Origin of the sequence: Corallococcus exiguus, assembly GCF_009909105.1 — a bacterium.
GTDB lineage: Bacteria > Myxococcota > Myxococcia > Myxococcales > Myxococcaceae > Corallococcus > Corallococcus exiguus.
This window is the reverse complement of the sequence record NZ_JAAAPK010000012.1, coordinates 1-19,740: the sequence shown is the minus strand read 5'-3', so window position 1 is coordinate 19,740 and position 19,740 is coordinate 1. Positions and strand designations below refer to the sequence as shown.

Here is a 19,740-nt window from a genome sequence, read left to right as displayed (position 1 = left end):
CTAGCCCACGGCCCGAAGCGGGTGCGCGAGCCCTCCCTGAGGAGCTAGAAGCCCGTCATGCACCCACGCCGCCCGGACATCGACGCCGCGCTCACCGACCTGCGCAACCGCTTGCCCGGGGGGAAGATTGTCGACCACTGGGGCGGCGAGCCTCACTGGCCCACGCTCGAGCAGACGCGCCTGCGGGACAAATGGTTGGACAGCATGGCGGAGGCGCTGGAGACGGCGCTGACGCGGCAGGCCTTCGAGCCCCTCACCATCTTCGAAGCGAGGAGCCCCCCGGCCTGGGAGTTCATCGTCGCGCACGCGCTGGCGCGTCATGGCGGGCGGGTGGCTTCCTTTCCAGACTTCTCGGAGACCCGGCAGCGCGATGGGGACACGTTCATCACGCTCGGTACGGCCTCCGACGAAATGGTCATCTACCAGGGCCCCCTGGAGCTCCACGGCCATGTGCACCTGTCGGGGACCGTCGTCGTGCTGGGAGACCTCATCATCCATGGCGCCCTGATGGATGGGGACCCGGCGGACTCGGGGCTGGTGGTCATTGGCAACGAACGGGTGCGCGCGCTGTCCGCGGGCGCGGATCACGTCGTGACCGGGGACATGGAAGCGGAGCTGCTGGTGCCGTCCGGCTCGGAGGGCTCGCTGGCCGTGGGTGGAGAGGTCCGTGCCCGCCTGCGGCTGGAGAGCTCCACGGCCGGTGAGGAGGAGCGGCGCTGGCTGGAACCCCTGCCGTCCAACAAGGTCCTCAACGACGGCTGGGCGCTGTGCCGGGAGGTGGGCAGCGGCCGGACGAAGGTGCGGCCCCCTCCGTAGGCTTCGGCTCAGCGCTGCTCGGAGAGGATGAGCAGCCCCCGGGACGTGTCCACGACGTAGATGAAGCCGTCCCCCGGCACGCGGATGCCGATGGCGCCCTCGAGCGAGGAGCCCGTGCGGTCCGGATCCGTCTCCCGGTACGTGTTGAAGTACGCGACCTCGCGCGGCTTCGGCGGAATCGACACGTCCAGCACCCGCACGCCCTCCTGGTAGTACGCGACGTACAGCTTCGAGCCCCGGAGGAGGATGTTGTGGATGGAGGTCTCCGGGCGCAGGCCGTACTCGCCAATGAGCTTCATGTTCGCGGGGTCGGTGACGTCCAGCACGCGCAGGTGCGAACCGGGGTACTCGCCGCCCTCGAAGGCGACGGTGCGGCCCGCGAAGGTGCCCACCGCGCTCGCGTGGGCATACTGACCGTCGAAGGAATATCCGCCCATCGGATACACGTGCTCCGCGTCCGCCACGTCGAAGGCGTGGTAGCCCGCTTCCGTATGGCTCACGTAGAGGCGCTCTTCGTACACGAAGGCGTCATGGGGTCCGCTGCCGCCGGCGCCCAGGGACACCCGGTTGAGCTCCACGGGCGCGAGCGGTGAGGACACATCGAAGATGAGCACCGCGTCGCCGGGCGTCGGGGCCATGGCGTAGAGCCGTTTGTCATCCACGAACACGGTGTGCACGTTGAGGGGCGCGTTGGGCACGGCGCGCACGTACTGCGGATCCGCGGGGTTGGAGATGTCGTAGACGATGACGCCCGAGCTGGCGCTCGCGATGTAGAGCGCGTTGTCCTTGGCCCACACGCCGTTCCAGTACGAGTCCCCGGCCAACTGCACGGTCTTCGTGAGCACCGGATGCGAGGGGTCCCTCACGTTGAACACCGCCAGGCCTCCGGGCTTGCTGGCGGTCCCCACGGCGACCACATACGCGTGGCCCTTCGTGACGTAGACGTCCACGGGCATGCCCAGGGAGACAGAGGCCTCGGACACGAGTTTGAGGCCGGAGGACTCGGACTCACCGCGTGTCCGGATGCCCGGGCGCGCCGCGGTGAAGGTGCCCACGGTGCCGACCTTGCCCTGTGCGCACTGGACGTAGCAGCCGTTGATGCGGTCGGGAGTGGGCCGGGTGCAGCCCATGAACACCAGGTCCCGGGCCGGCGAGAAAGGCGTGGCGGGGAGGGTGGCCGAGGTGAAGAACGAGCCCGCGCCAATCTCCTGCCGGGTCAATGCCCGGCCGGAGAGGGTGCCCTTGCCACCCTCGAGCGGCAGCCGGAGGCTGTAGCCGGAGTAGGCGGTGTTGCTCGAGGAGGGACGGGCCTTCAGGGAGTAGAAGCCCACGGTGTCCAGGTCATCGAGCGCGCCTGGAGTGCACGTGGACTGGTCGAAGAGGGACACGTCGTCGCAAGCAGCGACCGCGTCACCCACGGCGAGTTTGAAGGCGCAGTCCGAATAGGGCCCCAGGTCCACGGAGTCGGTGCGCTCGGGGAGCGCCTCCGCGCCGCCGTCCCAGGGCGCGGTGTTCCGTTCGGGAATCACCTCCGCGTCACCGCTGAACGGGGCTGAAGGCGTGGTGCAGGCGGTCAGTGTGGTGAGCAGCAGGAGCCAACGGGAGAACGGAGCCATGCGGAGCGTCCTTTGAAAACGGTTCGGACGCAGGAACGTTCCCCTCACGCGGAGTGCTGGAAATCCCCTCCATCCCGCAAGCATCTCCGTCATGAAGAGAAGGCTCTTGCGCGCCGGGCCGGATAGGCTCACGCGCACGTCATGGCCCTCACGCGTCTGGACATCGCAGGCTACCGCTCCGTGCGTCAGCTCCACCTGGAGCTGGGGCCGGTGACCGTGGTGGTGGGGCCCAACGGCAGCGGCAAGACGAACCTGTACCGCGCGCTGTATCTGCTAGCGGCGGCGGCGGAAGGCCGGCTCGCGCGCACGCTGGCGGACGAGGGCGGCACCCCAAGCGTGATGTGGGCCGGCCCGCGAGACATCAAGAAGCCGGTGCGGTTGCGCGTGACGGTGGACCTGGACGACCTCACCTACGAGCTGCAATGCGGCCTGGTGCCCGGGCCTCCTCCACCGACGATGTTCACCCTGGATCCGGAGGTGAAGGAGGAGCACCTCTGGGCGCACTCCGGAGGCCGGCGTCTGGTGTTGATGGAGCGCAAGGACCGCACGGCCTTCATTCGCGACACGGACGGGAAGCGCGTCACGTTCCCCGCGGAGCTGTGGGGCGCGGAGTCGGTGATGGATCAGCTCGCCGAACCGCACCGTTTCCCACGGCTGGGCGAAGTCCAACGCACGCTGAGCGCGTGGCGCTTCTACCACCACTTCCGCACGGACCCGGACGCGCTGCCCCGGCACCCGCAGGTGGGGGTGCGCACGCCGGTGCTCGCGTCGGACGGGCGCGACCTCGCGGCGGCGCTCCAGACCATCTGGGAGATTGGCGATGACCGCGCCCTGGAGCAGGGCATCGACGACGCCTTCCCCGGCTCCAGGCTGGAGGTGCGAGCGGAGGACGGACGCTTCAGCCTCTTCCTGCACATGCCCGGCCTGTCGAGGCCCATGTCCGCGCCGGAGCTGTCGGACGGGACGTTGCGCTACCTGTGCCTGCTGGCGGCGCTGCTCAGTCCCAGGCCGCCGCCGTTCCTCGCGTTGAACGAACCGGAGACCAGCCTGCACCCGGACCTGCTGGAGCCCCTGGGCCGGCTCATCGTGCGGGCCTCCGAGTACAGCCAGGTCTGGGTGACGACGCACGCGGAAGCCCTGGCGACCGTCATCGCGGACAAGACCGGCACCTCGCCCGTGCACCTGGAGAAGCAGCAGGGCGCGACGACGGTGAAGCGGAACGGGAACGACGAATGACCCCCGGCCTCTACCTCACGCACAAGCCCGTGGGTGCCACCAGCTTCGCCACCGTCCGAGCCTTCCAGGAGGAAGCGCAGGCGACGAGGCCCGGCCGCCGCACGGCGCTGTGCCACGGCGGCACGTTGGATCCGTTCGCGGAAGGGCTGTTGCTGATGCTGGTGGGCCCGGCCACGCACCTCTTCGAACACCTGCACGCGGCGCCCAAGGTCTACGAGGCCCGCGTGGAGTGGGGCACGGAGATGGACACCGGAGACCTGCACGGCCGCCCCGTGCACCAGGGGGACGCGACCGCGCTCACCCCCGAGCAACTCGAAGCAGCGCTGCGCCCGTTCCTCGGCTGGACGGATCAAATCCCGCCCGCCACCAGCGCGAAGAAGCTCGGCGGTGAGCCCGCCTACCGCAAGGCCCACCGGGGCGAAGCCGTGGACCTGCCTCCCTCGCGCGTGTACCTGCACACCGCGCGCTGGCTTTCGCACGACCTGCCCAAAGCCAGCATCCTGGAGCTCACCTGCCGGGGCGGCTACTACGTCCGCTCCCTGGCCCGAGACCTGGGGCGCGCGCTCGGCTGCGGCGCGCACCTCTCCGCGCTGAAGCGCACGGCCATCGGCCCCTGGAAGGACCCGGGCCCCGGCGCGCGCATCGAACGGCACGGCCGCGACCTGCTCCCCTGGACGTCCTCGCGAGCGCTCACCGACCAGGATGTGGGCACCCTGCGCCAGGGCCAGTCCATCGCCACCACACCACTCCAGCCCCCGGACTGGCGCCTGCCACCGGGCTACCCGGAGCCCACGGGCCCGGTGCGCGGCTTCCACCAGGGGAAGTTGACCTTCCTGCTCACCCCGAGGGACGGAGCCCTCTGGCCCGAGACAGAGCTGCGCGGCGGCGTCTAGAACGGGCGCCCCATGGCGCCACCCGACCTGAAGACCGTGGAGCTCACCCCGGAGCTCTGGCCCGACCTCGAGAAGCTCTTCGGCCCCAACGGCGCCTGTGGCGGCTGCTGGTGCATGTACTGGCGCATCCCGGAGGGCGAACGCTACGACGACGTCCGAGGCCCTGAAGCAAAGCGCCGCTTCAAGGCCCTGGTCGCGAGCGGAGAGGCGAAGGGCGTCCTCGCCTATGCGGACGGTGCACCGGTGGGCTGGGCCACCTTCGGCCCGCGCCGCTCTTTCTCGCGCCTGGACCGAGCCCCCAGCTTCACGTGCGATGACGCGGACACCGTCGCCTCCGTGCCCTGCTTCTTCATCCACCGGAACTGGCGCAACCAGGGCGTGGCCACCGCGCTGCTCGCCGCCGTGGAGGCCGCGGTGCGTCGCGAAGGCGCCGCCACCCTCGAAGGCTATCCGGTGAAACCACCCAAGGGCTCGGCGCGTATCAGCAACGGAATGGCCTACACGGGCACGCTCTCGTTCTTCCTCAAGCGGGGCTACGTCCACGTCGCGGACCGTCCCGCCGGCAAGCAGCGCGTGCGCAAGGCGCTCAAGCCCTCGCGCCGGAAGTGATGCCTTTCGTCACCACCCCGGGGCGGGGGGGATGGTGACAGTCATCACCGCTGGTGACTGTTGTCACCACCCCGGCTCTCGCGTCATCGCAGCGTAACCCCATGGAATCCTTCAGGGTGTGCTGGCCCGGGGAGCTGGCACGACGCGCGCAATAGGTCCCGGCATGACTGCTTCCGCAACGGAAGCCGCTCCCACCGGAGATCAAAAATGACCATCGCCAAGTCCGCTTCCACCGCCGTCGCCACCGCCCTCAACAGCAAGCCGGCCCTCGGCAACAAGGAGCTCGCGGTCCTGCGTGGCAGCTCGTCCCCGGCGAAGCAGGCGGCGGAGATGAAGGCCACCCTCAACAACATGAAGTCGCAGATGGCGGGCCTGAAGTCGCAGCTCCACGACCTCCAGTCCCGCCACGCGCACCTCGGTGACCGCTTCTCCGCGCAGGGCCACGGCTGCGTGGGCCCGCGTGACAACTGGCAGCCCAAGGACCTGGGCGCCATGGTGGAGATGAACAAGCTGAACAAGACCTCTGGCTCCATCGGCGCGGAGCAGTTCGCGGACAGCATCGAGGCCGCGGTCGGTGACCTGGACGGCCAGGCCGCCTCCGGTGAGTACCGCGCCGTCGCGGACTGGGCCGCCAACAACCGCGAGCGCCTCACCCCGGAAGCCCGTCAGGTGATGGACATCTACAGCAAGTACGCGGCGGTCTCCCAGGCGCGCGGCGAGTCCGGCATCCCCCAGGGCGACTTCAAGAAGATGCTCGCGGAGATGCGCGACGTGGGTGACGCCAGCGCGAAGAAGGCGCTCGCCAACCTGGACAGCAAGAGCCACGGCGGCACGGTGTCCGGCCAGGACATGGCCCGCGCCATCAAGACGGGCACCGCGGACCACGACGGCCAGGCCGGCGGCGCGGAGCTGAAGGAGTTCGAGAAGTGGGCCTCCAAGAACGAGAGCCGCCTGTCCCCGGAGGCCAAGGAGGTCCTGGACGTCTACCGCAAGCACACCCAGGCGGCGCAGGCCCAGGGCCGCACCGGTCTCACCGACAAGGAGACCGCCGCCATGAACAAGGAGCTGAGCAAGGTGGGCGCCGGTGACGTGAGCGCCCGCAAGGCCACGGAGGCGCTCGACAAGCAGAGCGGCCCCATCTCCGGCGAGGACCTCACCAAGGCCATCAAGGACGGCATCTCCGACACGGACGGCCACTCCTCCACCTCCGAGCTGAAGGAGTTCGAGAAGTGGGCCGCCAAGAACGAGAGCCGCCTCACGCCCGAGGCCAAGGAGGTCCTGAAGACCTACCAGCAGGCCGCGAAGAAGGCCGGCCCGGAGGGCATGACGCAGAAGGAGGCGGACGCCATGTTCAAGAAGATGGATGGCTTCAAGACCTTCCACGACAGCTCCATGCGCGACGCGCTGGAGGGCCTGGACGCCAAGAAGGGCAAGATCTCCGGCAACGACCTGACCGCCGCCATCGAGAAGGGCGCGGGCGACCTGGACGGCAACGCGGCCGGCACCGAGTTCACCGACACGATGAAGTGGGCGCGCCAGAACTACGACCGCCTCACGCCGGAGGCGAAGAAGGTGGTGGACACCTACGAGAAGTACGCCACCCGCTCGCAGGCCCAGGGCTCCACGGGCATCGACCAGAAGGACTTCAAGAAGATGATCAACGAGATGAAGTTCGTCAGCAACCCGCGCCCCACGCGCCCCGTGTTCTACGCGGCCTGATGTGAAGCCGGGGGGAGCGAAGTCGAAGCAGGGGGGATTGGAAGTCAGAGGGGTCCCGGACCTTCGGGGGAGGGTCCGGGGCCCTTCTTTTTTCTACAGGCGCGTCAGTGCTTCTTCGCCTTGGCGATGGTGGCGTGCGCTTCCTTCACCACGTTCTCCACGGTGAATCCGAACTTCTGCTGCAGCGCCTTGATGGGGGCGGAAGCGCCGAAGCTGCGCATGCCGATGATGCTGCCGGTGTGTCCCGTCCAGCGCTCCCAGCCGAACGCCGCGCCCTTCTCCACCGCGACGCGAGCCTTCACGCCCGGGGGCAGCACGCTGTCCTGGTACTCCTGGGGCTGCTGCTCGAACAGCTCCCACGAAGGCATGCTCACCACGCGGGCCTTCACGCCCTCGGCCTTGAGCTTCTCCGCGGCCTCCACCACCAGCGCCACCTCCGTGCCCGTACCGATGAGGATGACGTCCGGCGAGCCGCCCTCCGCCTCCAGCAGCGTGTACGCGCCCTTGGCCGTGCCGGAAGCGGGAGCGAACTTCGTGCGGTCCAGCGTGGGCACCGGCTGGCGCGACAGCACGAGCACCACCGGGTGGTGCTTCTGCTGCGCGATGTAGCGCCACGCCTCGGCCACCTCGTTGGCGTCGCCGGGGCGCAGCACCACGTTGCCCGGCACCGCGCGCAGGGACATCAGCTGCTCCACCGGCTGGTGCGTGGGGCCGTCCTCGCCCAGGCCGATGGAGTCGTGCGTGAAGATGTGGATGGACGGAATCTCCATCAGGGACGACAGGCGCATGGAGGGGCGCTCGTAGTCACTGAAGATGAGGAACGTGGCGCCGTAGCCGCGCACGTGGCTCAGGTTGAGACCGTTGACGATGGAGCCCATCGCGTGCTCGCGCACACCGAAGTGGATGTTGCGGCCCGAGTACTCGCCCGGCTTGATGGACGTGGACGCGGAGATGTACGTCTTCGTGGACGGGTTCAGGTCCGCGGAGCCGCCGACGAGCCACGGGTAGTTCTTCGCCAGCGCGTTGAGCACCTTGCCGCCGGACTCACGGGTGGCCATGCCCTTCGCGTCCGCGGGGAACACGGGCAGCTCCTTGTCCCAGCCCTCGGGCAGCTCGCGCTTGAGCAGCGCCTCCAGCTCACGAGCCAGCTCCGGGTGCTGCTTGCGGTAGTCCGCGACGGACTTCTCCCACGCGTCGTGCAGCGCCTTGCCACGAGCGCCCATGCGCTCCTGGAAGCGCTCGCGCACGCCGTCGGGCACCAGGAACTGCGCGTCCTCGGGCCAGCCGTAGGCCTTCTTGGTGGCCTTGATTTCGTCGGCGCCCAGGGGCTCGCCGTGGGCGCTGGCGGAGCCCTGCTTCTTGGGCGAGCCGAAGCCGATGAACGAGTTGACGATGATGAGCGTGGGCTTGCCGCGCTCGTCCTTGAAGGACTTGTAGGCCTTGGACAGCGCGTCCAGGTCATTGGCGTCGGTGACCTTGAGCACGCGCCAGCCGTAGCCCTCGAAGCGGCGGCCCACGTCTTCCGTGAAGGCCAGGTCGGTGCTGCCGTCGATGGAGATGTGGTTGCTGTCGTAGATCCAGCACAGGTTGGGCAACTGGAGGTGGCCCGCGAGCGAAGCGGCCTCGGACGCCACGCCTTCCATCATGTCGCCGTCGCCGCAGAGGGCGTAGACGTCATGGGTGAACAGGTCGAAGCCGGGCTTGTTGAAATGGGCGCCCAGCCACTTGCTGGCGATGGCCATGCCCACGCTGTTGGAGACGCCCGCGCCCAGGGGGCCGGTGGTGGTCTCCACGCCGGTGGTCCAGTGGTACTCCGGGTGGCCCGGGGTGGCGGAGTCCAGCTGGCGGAAGTTGCGGATGTCGTCCAGGGACACGGCCGGCACGTCGGTGACCTTGGCGTCCTTCACGCGCTTCACGCCAGCCAGGTGCAGCAGGCTGTAGAGCAGCATGGACGCGTGGCCATTGGACAGGATGAAGCGGTCGCGGTCCGGCCAGTTGGGCTGGGCCGGGTCGTAGCGCAGCTCCTGCTGCCACAGCTGGTAGGCCACGGGAGCCAGCGCCATGGGCGCGCCCGGGTGGCCAGAGTGGGCCTTCTCCACCGCGTCCATGGACAGCGTGCGGATGGTGTTGATTGCCTGGGTATCGATTTTCTCGGTCGTCATGCGGCCTCCCGCGCAGGACTGCGTCGCGGGCGCACCATGCCGTAACTGGAGCCGCCGCGCCGCACGAAACACGCCCGTCCGTCGGCAGGCACACCGACGGGCGGGCGGGCTCGCACCTTTCCGGGAATTAACGCCGCGCCATCGCCCCCCGGGGCGTCTTCCCCCGGGTGAGGTGGTTCACCGCCTCACCCAGTCCCTCCACGGTGAGGGAGAACATGGGGAACACGTTGGCGATGACCGCGATGCTGCCCGAGCGCCACGACCCGCGAGGCTCCGGGTTGAGCCACACGTTGCGCTCGAAGTGCTGCGCCAGTTGCATCAGCCACGTGAGCCCTTCCAGGCCCTCCTGGCGGTACTGGCCATTGGCATCCGTGCGGATGCCCAGCTCATACGGGGCCATGGACGCATCGCCCACCATCACCAGCTTGTGATGCCTTCCCACCTGCGCGGTGAGCTCCGGCACGGTGATGCCGCCCGTCAGCTGCGGCGTGGCGTACAGCTTCCCGTAGACGCAGTTGTGGAAGTAGTAGGTGCGCAGCTCCTTGAAGTGCGTGGCCTGGCTGGCGACGCTGAACAGCCGGCTCACCAGGTGCGCGTATGGGTCCATGGACCCGCCCACGTCCATGCACAACACCACGCGCGTGTTGGGCCTGCGCGGCGGACGTGTCACCACCTCCAGCTCGCCCGCGTTCTTCGCGGTGGCGGCGATGCTCTCGTCCACGTCCAACTCTTCAGCCACACCCTCACGCGCGAAGGCCCGCAGCTTGCGCAGCGCCACCGCCAGCTGCCGCGTGTCCAGCACCAGGTCGTCGCGGTAGCCCGCGTACTTCCGAGCCCCGGCCTGCCACAGCGCCTGGCCCTGCCGCCCGCCCGTGCCGCCAATGCGCACGCCCTGCCGGGCGACGCCGTTGTTGCCAAAGGCAGACGCGCCGCCCGTGCCCACCCAGCGGTTGCCGCCGTCGTGGCGCTCGGTCTGCTCCTTCAGGCGCTGCTCCAGCTGCCGCCGCAGCTCCTCAGGGTCCCACTGCTCCAGGAGCGCGATCTCCTCCGGGCTCAGGTCGGTGCGCTCCTTGGCCTCCTCCAGCCAGGACAACAGCTCCTCGGTGAGCTTCAGCGCGTCGGAAGCGACGCCCTGGAAGTGGGAGAGGAACGCCTGGTCAAAGGCATCCAGCTGCGTCTCCGAGTGCACCAGGAGCGCGCGAGCCACGTGATAGAACCCATCCAGGCTGCTGTCATGCAGCCCGGCCTTCAGCGCCCCGGCGAGGGCGAGCGCTTCCTGCGCGCCCACCTTCACCCCGCGCTTTCGCAGCTCGTAGAAGAACGGCAGGAACATGGCGTGGCTCCCGGGCTGTCTTAAGCGCGCGTCCGCCGGCCGCGTCCAAAGGCTTCCGCCACCGCCACCAGGTCCTGCTCCTTCTTGAGCAGCGCGCCCAGGAACGGCAGCTGCTCCTCCAGCTTCAACTCCACGACGCCGTTGGCCTTGAGCACGGAAATCCAGTCGATGAGCTCGCTCGTGGACGGCCGCTTGCGCAGGCGCGTCATCGCGCGCAGCTCGTAGAAGACCTTCATCGCCTGGTCCGCCAGCGAGGAGTCCAGCCCCGGGTGGTGCACGTCCACGATGCGTTGCATGAGCTCGCGCTCCGGGAAGTCGATGAAGTGGAACACGCACCGGCGCAGGAACGCGTCAGGCAATTCCTTCTCGTTGTTGCTGGTGATGAGCACCACGGGGCGGTTCTTCGCCACGACCTCGTCGTTGGTCTCGGAGATGCGGAAGCGCATCCGGTCCAGCTCGTGGAGCAGGTCGTTGGGGAACTCCAGGTCCGCCTTGTCCACTTCATCGATGAGCAGCACCACGCGCTCCGGAGAAGCGAAGGCCTCGCCCAGCGGCCCCATGCGGATGTATCGCCGGATGTCTCGCACGTCTCCGTCCCCGAAGCGCGAGTCATACAGCCGCTGCACGGTGTCGTAGACATACAAACCGTCCTGCGCGCGCGTGGTGCTCTTCACGTGCCAGGTGAGCAGCTTCAATCCCAGCCCCTGGGCAATCGCTTCCGCCAGCAACGTCTTGCCCGTCCCGGGCTCACCCTTGACCAGCAGGGGGCGCTGGAGCGTGAGGGCGCAGTTGACGGCCGCCTGCAGGCCCTCGCTCGTGAGGTAGGAGTCGGTGCCGCGGAAGCGAACGGGAGTGGGAACCGGAGTCATGGATGGTTCCTTTAACATCCTGGGGAATGTTTCCATCCCTAGACGGGCGGATGGGTGTATATCCTGCCCCACATGGCCCCACTTTCCCTTGAAACCGAACTTCGCGACATGGTCCGCCGCGAGTTGCAACTGCAACTGGCTCCCGTTCAGAAGGCCGTGGCCCGTATGGCCAAGGGGCTGGATGCGTTGGATGCGCTGCGCGCGGTGACCGACCGCCTGGCGCCGCTGTCCAGCCGCCTGGGAGCCGTGGCGGGCGTGCGCACGCCCTCGCTGGCGCCGGAGCCGGTTGCCCGCCGCCGTCCGGGCCGTCCGCCGAAGTCCGCCGCGAAGGCCGCGCCCGCGAAGGCCGCGCCCGTGAAGACGCCGGCCGCGAAGGCCGCGCCCGTGAAGGCGCCCGCCGCGAAGGCCGCGCCCGTGAAGGCGCCCGCCGCGAAGTCCCCGGGCCGTCCGCCGAAGGTCGTCGCCGCGGAAGACAACCAGGCCTGCGCCGTCATCGGTTGCAAGCGCCAGAGCCGCTCCAAGGGCTACTGCTCGGCGCACTACCAGAAGCTGCGCCTGCTCATCCGCACGGGCCGCCGCCCGGACGCGTGGGTGGATGGCGCGAAGCCGCAGTCGGTCCCGGACCTCACGCTGCCGAGGGGTCGCGCGGGCAGCCAGGCGCTGAAGGAAGCGGCGAAGCCGGCCGCGCCCGCGGTGCCGCCCAAGCCCAAGGCGTGGCTGCGCAAGAAGGGCTCCAGCGGCGGCATGGTGTCGCTGACCTGACGGAGGACGTCGTCCGTGCTCCTCCCCGCGTGACGGGTCGCCCCGAGCGGCCCGCCGTGCGTGCCTCGGGACCGACACGGGTTGCTTCCTTCGATTGACATGCGGGCCGTGGCGGTGTGAATCCCGGCCCCATGAGCGAGCAATATCCAGTCACCGTCGCGGTCCGCCGTCCCGACGGTTCGGTGGAGCAGGTCCGGGTGGGCACGGCGTACAAGAACGGTGAAGGCTTCACGCTGCAACTGGGCGAACTGTCCATGAGCGCCACGCCCGTCGCGGCGTCGGCCCCGGCGTATCGCCGTCCCGCGGCCTCGGGCGCCCCGTCCGGTGGCGGCGGTGGTGGTGGCGACGGCACGCTCCTGCCCAACTACGGCCGCAGCAAGGGCGCCCCCGTCTACGGCGCCAGCCTCCAGGACCTGGAGTTCTACGCCAACGGCGCGCGCCGCTCCCTGTCGGACCCCAGCAAGTCGCGCTGGCACGACAAGGAGCGCCAGCTCCTGGCCTCCATCGAGACGGAGATCGCCCGGCAGCGCGGTGAGGGCGGCGGCGGTGGCGAGCCTCCCGCGCGCGGTGGCGCTGGAGGCCGGGGCGGTGGCTACGGCTACGGCAACCCGCCGGACGACGGCGAAATCCCGCCCCCCGGCGACGACGACAACATCCCCTTCTAAAGGGGGACGATCCAATCGGACCCGCCCCGCGCAATATTCGAAGAGGGACAAGGTGCGGTTCGCGGGAGATCCGACTTTTCGTGCCCTGCGTAGTGCAGCCGGGCCCGGTGCGACCTGCTGGCAATGGGGGGGGAGGCGCGGCGGGCTTGTCGTCAGTCCACCGCCCGCCCGGCAGGGGGCGGCGGACCCTTCCCGACGGGAGGGCCATTGACAGTGTCAAGCCAATGGCAGACACCGTGAGTCTCTCGGGCGTCCACTGACAGTGAATTGACACGTCGCGTGTGATTCATTCCACGTCGATGGCTTCACTTCTGAAACATTCCGCATCCTGCGGATTTCACAGGCCTCCTGGGCTGTTCTGTCCTGGCCTGTACTTCACGAATGACGCGTCCAGAAACAGGAACTCCGTCTTTCCAAGGGCTTAGGAAGTGGCCTGGAACGTGCTCTATGCACGCGTGCCAGGGAATCCATCCCGTCCGGCGAGGCTGTGAAATCGCGAGGCCATGGTAATGACCGAACGGGTGTGTGTGGTGGGCGCGGGTTCGTTCGTCCCAGCACGGACCATCTCCAACGAGCGGATCGCGAAAGCCATCCCCGGTTGGTCGGCCGCCCGCATCGAAGAGAAGATTGGCATCAAGGAGCGCCGCTTCCTCTGGGACTTCGACGACGAGACGGGCCGCGCCATCCCCCCGCCGGACGACGTGCTGGGGCGCTTCTATCCGGCGACCAACACGGACATGTGTGAGGTGTCGCTGCGCCAGGCCCTGTCCCGCGGCGGCGTGGATCCGAAGGAGCTGGACGCGCTCTTCGTGGTGACGTGCACCCCGGACGCGCCGCACTTCAACCACGACGCCATGGCGTTGCACGAGCGGCTGGGCCTGCGCGAGGACGCCTTCGCGCTGGTGGTGGATGACGGCTGCGGCGGCACGCCCTACGTGCTGGACCTGGTGCGCAAGATGATGGACGGCGGCCGCTTCCGCACGGTGGCGGTGGTGGCCTCGGCGTTCACGTCGCCGCTGCTCAACCGGGAGGTCTACACGGACGAGTTGCCGCCCACGCCGGGCCGCCCCAAGGCGCTCAACGCCTACCTGTCCATGTATGTCTTCGGTGACGGCGCGGGCGCGGTGGTGCTGCGCAAGCAGGAGGGTGACGAGGACGGTCCGGGCATCCTCTCCTCGTTCTCCGGCAACGCATACGCGGAGCTGGTGACGCGCCGTGGCGGCGGCATGCTGAAGCTGCCCTACCAGCCGGGCCGCACGCGCCCGTCCGACATGGCCTTCGTGGTGGACGGCTTCAAGGTCGCGCGCAGCTACCCGGAGTACATGCAGAAGTGCCTGGACGCGGTGCTCACCCCCACGCTGCGTGAACAGGTGAAGCGCTACTACTTCCACCAGCCCAACAAGCGGGTGATGGACTCGTTCGTGACCCGGGCGGGTCTGCCCAAGGAGTCGGTGGCCTGCAACGTGGATCGCATTGGCAATACGTCCGCGGCCGGGATGTTGATTCTTCTGGCGGACGACCTGGAGCAGGGTCGTGTTGCACTCGGCAGTGGGGACCTGGTGGTGGTGGCGGCTGTCGGAGCCAACGTCCATTATGGGGCCCAGCTCGTGCGGCTGTAGCGCGCACGCGTGTTCATCTCCTCCCCCCCGGAGATTCCCCCCTCTATGAGTGAGCAGCGCAAGGAAGTCACGGTCCTGGAGCCAGCCATTGCCCAGGATCTCGAGAAGCGTTTGGCCCTGGCGACCCCCGACGACACGGCCCGAGGAATGTTCTTCAACGGCGCGTTGAACGCGGTGCGCATCCTGGGCGGCGATGCCGCGGTGGAGAAGTGCCTGGCGGTGGTGCAGGAGAAGAAGTTCGTCGACTTCTTCAACTACCCGGTGGCGGGCTTCCTGAAGTTGTCCTTCACGGGAGCGCAGTTGATGGGCCCGCAGCTGGGCGGCTTCGACGCGATGTTGCGCAAGATGGGCACGCAGGCGACCACGGACTTCCTGTCGTCGGCGGCGGGCAAGACGCTGCTGCTGCTCGCGGGCGACAGCCCCAGGCGGCTGGTGACGAACCTGCCCACGGGCTACCGCGCGGCGGTGAGCTACGGCGAGCGCAGCGTGGAGTGGTCCAGCGACCGCGCGGGCAAGCTCATGATGAAGCGGGACTTCATGCCGCCCGCGTACCACGAAGGCGTGCTCCAGGGCGTCATCGAGGCGCTCGGTGCCCGAGGCGTCCAGGTGAAGGGCCGGCAGACGGGTCCGGTGGACACGGAGTACGCGCTGTCCTGGCAGTGACCGGAGCACGAACCCAGCGGTCCTCGCTGTCCTCGAAGAAGGATGGGTTTGAACATGACTCAAGGACAGGCGGGGGCCCCGGTGCGGCTGCAGTCCGGCGACGAGTGGGTGTATGCCTTTCGCTCGCAGGAGGACGCCGCGACGCCACCGGATGACGCGGTGTGCGCGGCGGCGCCCTTCACGCCCACCGTGAAGCTGGGCGCGGGCCTGTATGTGCCCGCGGGCGACGGCGGCTACGAAAGGGTGGGCTCGGCCACGGCCTGCTTCCGGCTGACGGACCGGGCCTTCACGCCAGGCACGCAGGTCCCGTTCTACGCACGCTTCCTCCTTCCGGTGGGAGCCTTCACCGCGCAGGGCGAGTGCGTGCTCGTGAGCAACGACCAGCCCCAGGCGGGCGTGGTGCTCGCGGGGGGGGCGCTCAAGCTGGTGGAAGTCCCGCCGGGCTTCGTGGGCGGCGTGATGACGAACCTGAGCGTGTTCAACCCGCTCAAGCTGCCCGGCTTCGCCACGGGCTCGTACTACACGCTCTACACCTTCCGGAAGGAAGGCACGGGCGCCGCCGCGCCCTGAGCGTCACCCCAGGATGAGCAGGAATGTCGGGGATGCCTGGGAGAATACGTCCCTGGGCATCCGACGCCATCACCAGGGGGACGACGCATGGAAAGCAGGTGGAATCCGCTCTACGAATCGCTGGGCTATTGCCCGCCCGCGAGCGGAAGGGCCGTGCCGGCGGGAGCACCGCCGCCGGAGGACACGGACCTGCCCCTCCTCGGCCCGGAGGAGCTGGAGGCGCTCAAGACCGCCTTCCTGCGGGAGCCGGAGGACGTGCTGCGCTGGACGGAGAGTGGCCTGGGCGCGAGGGTCACGGTGGGCGCGTTCGTGGAAGCGCTGCGAGAGCTTGAGCTGCTCTTCACGGACCCCGGCCAGCTCCAGGAGCAGTTGGACGCGACGGAGCGCCACGCCCGTCAGGGGACGGGAGGTCTGCCCGCGGATTTCACCTTCCCGCTGAGGACGGAGGAGATCCCCATCGACCCCACGCGCACGCGCTTCGAGCCGCAAGCGGACCTGCGAGGCTGGCTGTTGTTCAGCGGCCCCGTGTGGCTGGAGCAGGGCGCGGCGGCGCGGCAGGCCCCATTCCGCTGGCACTTCGGGGCGAAGAGTCGCTTCGTCTACCCATTGCGAGAGCCGGAGCCCGGCCGCCCGGTGGAGGTGGCGCTCTTCGGAGACTTCGGCACGGGCGAATACTCCTCCCGGTACATCGCCCGGCAGCTGGTGATGCGCGGCGAGCGCCTGGACTGCGCGGTGCACCTGGGTGGTGTCTTCTACTCGGGCCGCCAGGGCGAATTCGACGCGCACCTGGCGGAGCCGCTGGAGCCACTGCTCGGGACGACGGCGCTGCTGACGTTGAACGCGCCGCCGGAGATGCGCTCGGGATCGGGGGCCTACTTCCGCTACCTGGACGAGCGGCGGGGCGCGAGCTCCCGTCACCCGCAGGAGGGCAGCTACTTCAGCCTCGCCGCGGAGCGTTTCCAGCTCATCGGTCTGGACACCGCGTGGTTCGAAGCGGGCCGTCACCGCGAGCCCGCGCTGCTGCAATGGTTGGAGCAACGCCTGTCGGAGGGACGCCGGCGGGGAGCGATGAACATCCTGCTGACCCACGCCGCGCCCTACGGCCCGGGCGCGGAGCAGCTCGCCCCGCTGGTGACGGAGGACCTGCGCACCCTGGTCGTGGAGCGCGAGTGGGTGGACCTCTGGTGCTGGGGAGGCGCCCAGGCCGGAGCGCTCTACGACCGCGCCCCGGGCCTCCCCTTCGTCGGCGCGAGCCTGGGCCACGGAGGCTTTCCCTCCGAGCGCAGGGATGCCCCGGAGTACCCGGTGGCACCGGTTCGCTTCTTCGAATCCCGGCCGCGCTTCCCGGAATGGACGGGCGTGCGCCAGGACCGGGGCAACCACGGTCACGCGTCGCTGTGGCTGCACGCGGACGGCAACGCGTCGCTGCGCTACACGGACTGGATGGGCCAGGTGCGCTGCGAGGCGACCCTCTCACGCCGGGTCCCCAAGGAGCCCGTGACGCTGAAGACGCTCGACGTGAGGGAGTAACTCAGGGCCCCTGAATGCCGCGCTCCTTCATGTACTTGCGCAGGCCCGCGGCGCCCTGGGCGCGCACCCTGTTGTGCAAGAGCGGCGTCCACCCGAGCGCCCATCCCACCGGCCCCAGCGCCTGCCGCGACCAGGTCCAGAAGGGGAACCGGTCGGTGTGGCGGATGATCTTCCCGTCAGCGAACTCGAAGGTCGCGTCGATGCGGTTGAGCACCTTCCGGCCCGTCTGGCTGAAGGTGTAGGTCGCATCCCAGTGGGCGCTGCCGGTGCGGTCATCGGCCTGGACCTGACTGAAAACGAGCTCCAGGTCCTTGCCGCGCTCCAGCAGCATGCGCCACATGGAGGTGGCCCCCGCGTAGCGCAGGCCCTGGAACACGGCGTCGTTGAACTCCACGTCCGGGTGGTAGCAGGCGGCCATGCCGTCCGCGTCGCGCCGCTGGAAGGCCGAATAGAAGTCGGTGATGAGCTGGGCGTTCGGGTGCATGCCGCCGGTCTAGCGGAACTGCCGAGCAATGGAAGGGGCCGCATGGCAGAGTCCGCCGCATGGCTCGCGACATCGTCATCTGGCCCCACAAGGTTCTCACCACGTCTACCCAGCCCGTCACCGACTTCGGCCCGGCGCTCGAAACGCTCCTCCAGGAGATGGCGGAGGCCATGGCGGAAGCCAAGGGCATCGGCATCGCGGCCAACCAGGTGGGAGTCCCCCTGCGAGTGGCCATCGTCGGCCGCGAGGACGGCACCCAGTTCGAAATCGTGAACCCCCAGATACTCTCGAAGGAGGGGAGCGTGAAGCTGGAGGAGGGCTGCCTCTCCGTGCCGGACGTCTGGGAGAAGTGCTCCCGCGTCGAGCGCGTGAAGGTCCGCTACCAGGACAAGACGGCCCAGTGGCACGAACTGGAGGCGGACGGCCGGCTCGCGCACGTGCTCCAGCACGAAATCGACCACCTGGACGGCCACGTCTTCGTGGACCACCTCTCCAGCCTGAAGCGCACCCTCATCCTGGACCGCATGAAGAAGCTGCAGAAGTCGCTCGCGCGCCGGAAGGAAGAGCCCGCCGACGGCAAGGGAACGAAGCGCTCCTGACGCATGGAACCGCACCCTGTCCCCCGCAAGGTCCTGGCCTACCGTGAGGAGTACCGGGCCCAGGCCATCGGGCCCGGCTACCGGGGGCAGGTCCACTTCGCCTTCACCAGCCTCGTCTGCCTGGGGGGAATCGCCCTGGTGCTGAGCCAGCTGGAGGCCCCCCGCCTCTGGGAGCTGCTCGGAGTCCCTGCGGTCATCGCGCTCGCGAACGTGGTCGAGTTCCTCGGGCACCGGGGCCCCATGCACCACCGCACCCGGGGCCTGGGCCTGATGTTCGAGCGGCACACCGTCCAGCACCACCGCTTCTTCACCCACGAGGCGATGGCGTACGAGTCCAGCCGGGACTTCAAGATGGTGCTCTTCCCGCCGGTGCTGCTCCTCTTCTTCCTGGGAGCCATCGCCGCCCCGCTCGGAGCGCTTTGCTTCCTGCTGATTTCCCCCAACGCGGGCTGGATCTTCGTCGCCACGGCGCTCGGCTACTACCTGGCGTACGAGTGGGTGCACTTCACCACGCACCTGCCGAGCAACCACTGGAGCGCCAGGCTGCCCGGCATCTCCTTCCTCCGGCGCCACCACCAGGTGCACCACGATCCCAGCCGGATGGGCCGCCACAACTTCAACATCACCTTCCCTCTGGCGGACGGGCTCTTCGGGACACGATGGCGCGCCCCACTGGATGAGGAGCAGGCGGCGCGCCGAGGGAAGTGACGGGGAAAGAAGAAAGCCGGAGCTGGGGGTTCACACCCTGGAACGGCGTGTTCATATCCCCGGCGGCTGGGACGAATGATCAGGCCCGGATCAATCAGGGTTTGACGTCGCCGAACCGAAGCGTTAGAGACTGAACCCCCGCGCAACGAACCGCTGGCCCTCGGGCCTCGGGAAGTCAGCGCGGGGGAAGAAAAGGATCGACGAAGGTTGTTGATCCCGAACGCGGCAAAGAGGTAGAAGCCGCGCCCCGCCCGAACCGGACCGAAGGCAGCAGCTCGGAACGCAGAGAGCGGACAGCAGCAAACGGTCACCACCAAAATGGTTGATCGCGGATGCGGTGGTGGTACAAGCCGCGCCCCTCACCTCGAAGCCCGCGCACTGGCGCGGAAGGCACTTCGAGGAGAGAGCAGCACCGACAAGGAAATAGGGCAGTCAACGAGCGAGTTGACAGCGAACGCGGCGAAGAGATAGAAGCCGCGCCCCACCGAAGAAGCAGCGGTCCGGAAGGCAACACGACGGACGCAAAGCGGTGAGGAAAGCTGACAGCAAGCGGTTGACAGGGAAGACGGCGAAGAAGTAGAAGCCGCTCCCCTTCGAAAAGAAACGGCGGAAGTCACTGGACGGCGCCGACGAACTTCGAAGCAGCCCGCAGGACGCAAAAAGCGAAGTTGACGCTGACTGCGAACTGAAATAGAAGCTGCAACCCCGCTGGTTGAAGCGAAACCAGCAGCGAAGTAGACGGTAGCAAAAGTCGCGAAGCAAGACAAGCGGCTCGGTCTTTGAAAACCAAATAGCAAGCCCAAGCAGTAATGGATTGCGGAAACCCGCAGTCAATTTTTTGAGGGCGCTTCACCTCAAGAGCAGCGCTGAAAAGCGCAGCGAGAGGG

The 19,740-nt window shown here is 68.6% G+C and carries 19 protein-coding genes; 13 read left to right on the top strand and 6 right to left on the bottom strand.

Features of this window, described 5'->3' with window-relative positions:
• Positions 1–57: 57 nt before the first annotated feature.
• The gene (locus GTZ93_RS34475) at positions 58–816 is read left to right on the top strand and encodes a hypothetical protein (protein ID WP_139918898.1); all 759 of its coding nucleotides are present in this window, start codon (positions 58–60) and stop codon (positions 814–816) included.
• Between the two features lie 8 nt (positions 817–824).
• Here the strand turns inward: GTZ93_RS34475 and GTZ93_RS34470 are convergent, their stop codons facing one another.
• Positions 825–2,432, bottom strand: a complete 1,608-nt coding sequence (locus tag GTZ93_RS34470; RefSeq protein ID WP_139918900.1) for an LVIVD repeat-containing protein — start codon at positions 2,430–2,432, stop codon at positions 825–827.
• 141 nt (positions 2,433–2,573) lie between these two features.
• On the opposite strand from GTZ93_RS34470, the gene GTZ93_RS34465 reads away from it, so the two are divergent.
• The 4 genes from GTZ93_RS34465 (at position 2,574) to GTZ93_RS34450 (ending at position 6,889) form a co-directional block, all read left to right on the top strand.
• A complete protein-coding gene (locus GTZ93_RS34465) occupies positions 2,574–3,668 on the top strand; it encodes an AAA family ATPase (protein ID WP_139918902.1) in 1,095 nt (364 codons plus the stop codon).
• On the top strand, positions 3,665–4,561 hold the full coding sequence (gene truB, locus GTZ93_RS34460) for a tRNA pseudouridine(55) synthase TruB (RefSeq protein ID WP_139918904.1): 897 nt from the start codon (positions 3,665–3,667) through the stop codon (positions 4,559–4,561). Before GTZ93_RS34465 ends, truB begins: the two co-directional genes overlap by 4 nt.
• 12 nt (positions 4,562–4,573) lie before the next feature.
• Positions 4,574–5,170 carry a GNAT family N-acetyltransferase gene (locus tag GTZ93_RS34455; RefSeq protein WP_139918906.1) on the top strand — a complete coding sequence of 199 codons (597 nt, stop codon included), beginning with the start codon at positions 4,574–4,576 and terminating at the stop codon, positions 5,168–5,170.
• Positions 5,171–5,377: 207 nt separating this feature from the next.
• Positions 5,378–6,889: a hypothetical protein gene (locus GTZ93_RS34450; RefSeq protein WP_222595358.1), complete on the top strand. Its 1,512-nt coding sequence runs from the start codon at positions 5,378–5,380 to the stop codon at positions 6,887–6,889.
• A gap of 104 nt (positions 6,890–6,993) precedes the next feature.
• Here the strand turns inward: GTZ93_RS34450 and tkt are convergent, their stop codons facing one another.
• The 3 genes from tkt to GTZ93_RS34435 all read right to left on the bottom strand — a co-directional run bounded on the left by tkt (position 6,994) and on the right by GTZ93_RS34435 (position 11,253).
• Positions 6,994–9,051: a transketolase gene (gene tkt / locus GTZ93_RS34445; RefSeq protein ID WP_120575473.1), complete on the bottom strand. Its 2,058-nt coding sequence runs from the start codon at positions 9,049–9,051 to the stop codon at positions 6,994–6,996.
• A 127-nt stretch (positions 9,052–9,178) separates the two neighbouring features.
• Positions 9,179–10,384 (bottom strand): vWA domain-containing protein, encoded by a 1,206-nt coding sequence (locus GTZ93_RS34440; protein WP_139918907.1) that lies wholly within the window; start codon positions 10,382–10,384, stop codon positions 9,179–9,181.
• A 20-nt stretch (positions 10,385–10,404) separates the two neighbouring features.
• Entirely contained in the window at positions 10,405–11,253 is an 849-nt protein-coding gene (locus tag GTZ93_RS34435; protein ID WP_139918908.1) for an AAA family ATPase, read from the bottom strand.
• A gap of 72 nt (positions 11,254–11,325) precedes the next feature.
• Between GTZ93_RS34435 and GTZ93_RS34430 the strand changes: the two genes are divergently transcribed.
• The 6 genes from GTZ93_RS34430 (at position 11,326) to GTZ93_RS34405 (ending at position 17,062) form a co-directional block, all read left to right on the top strand.
• Positions 11,326–12,015, top strand: a complete 690-nt coding sequence (locus GTZ93_RS34430) for a vegetative protein (RefSeq protein ID WP_167548575.1) — start codon at positions 11,326–11,328, stop codon at positions 12,013–12,015.
• A gap of 131 nt (positions 12,016–12,146) precedes the next feature.
• Complete coding sequence (locus GTZ93_RS34425; RefSeq protein ID WP_139918911.1) at positions 12,147–12,680, top strand: hypothetical protein; 534 nt, start codon at positions 12,147–12,149, stop codon at positions 12,678–12,680.
• Between the two features lie 509 nt (positions 12,681–13,189).
• Positions 13,190–14,299 (top strand): 3-oxoacyl-ACP synthase III family protein, encoded by a 1,110-nt coding sequence (locus tag GTZ93_RS34420; protein WP_120575466.1) that lies wholly within the window; start codon positions 13,190–13,192, stop codon positions 14,297–14,299.
• A gap of 45 nt (positions 14,300–14,344) precedes the next feature.
• Entirely contained in the window at positions 14,345–14,962 is a 618-nt protein-coding gene (locus tag GTZ93_RS34415) for a DUF2378 family protein (RefSeq protein ID WP_121752771.1), read from the top strand.
• A gap of 54 nt (positions 14,963–15,016) precedes the next feature.
• Positions 15,017–15,532, top strand: a complete 516-nt coding sequence (locus tag GTZ93_RS34410) for a hypothetical protein (protein WP_139918913.1) — start codon at positions 15,017–15,019, stop codon at positions 15,530–15,532.
• A gap of 87 nt (positions 15,533–15,619) precedes the next feature.
• The gene (locus GTZ93_RS34405; RefSeq protein ID WP_139918915.1) at positions 15,620–17,062 is read left to right on the top strand and encodes a hypothetical protein; all 1,443 of its coding nucleotides are present in this window, start codon (positions 15,620–15,622) and stop codon (positions 17,060–17,062) included.
• A gap of 1 nt (position 17,063) precedes the next feature.
• On the opposite strand, the gene GTZ93_RS34400 is transcribed toward GTZ93_RS34405, so the two are convergent.
• The gene (locus tag GTZ93_RS34400) at positions 17,064–17,546 is read right to left on the bottom strand and encodes a nuclear transport factor 2 family protein (protein WP_139918916.1); all 483 of its coding nucleotides are present in this window, start codon (positions 17,544–17,546) and stop codon (positions 17,064–17,066) included.
• Positions 17,547–17,605: 59 nt separating this feature from the next.
• Here GTZ93_RS34400 and def point away from each other — a divergent pair, with 59 nt between their 5' ends.
• Together def and GTZ93_RS34390 are read left to right on the top strand one after the other, a co-directional pair.
• Positions 17,606–18,145, top strand: a complete 540-nt coding sequence (gene def, locus GTZ93_RS34395; protein WP_121752769.1) for a peptide deformylase — start codon at positions 17,606–17,608, stop codon at positions 18,143–18,145.
• A gap of 3 nt (positions 18,146–18,148) precedes the next feature.
• The gene (locus GTZ93_RS34390; protein WP_139918918.1) at positions 18,149–18,853 is read left to right on the top strand and encodes a sterol desaturase family protein; all 705 of its coding nucleotides are present in this window, start codon (positions 18,149–18,151) and stop codon (positions 18,851–18,853) included.
• A 613-nt stretch (positions 18,854–19,466) separates the two neighbouring features.
• Here the strand turns inward: GTZ93_RS34390 and GTZ93_RS42505 are convergent.
• On the bottom strand, positions 19,467–19,740 hold a 274-nt coding region (locus tag GTZ93_RS42505; protein ID WP_222595357.1), incomplete at its 5' end, for a hypothetical protein.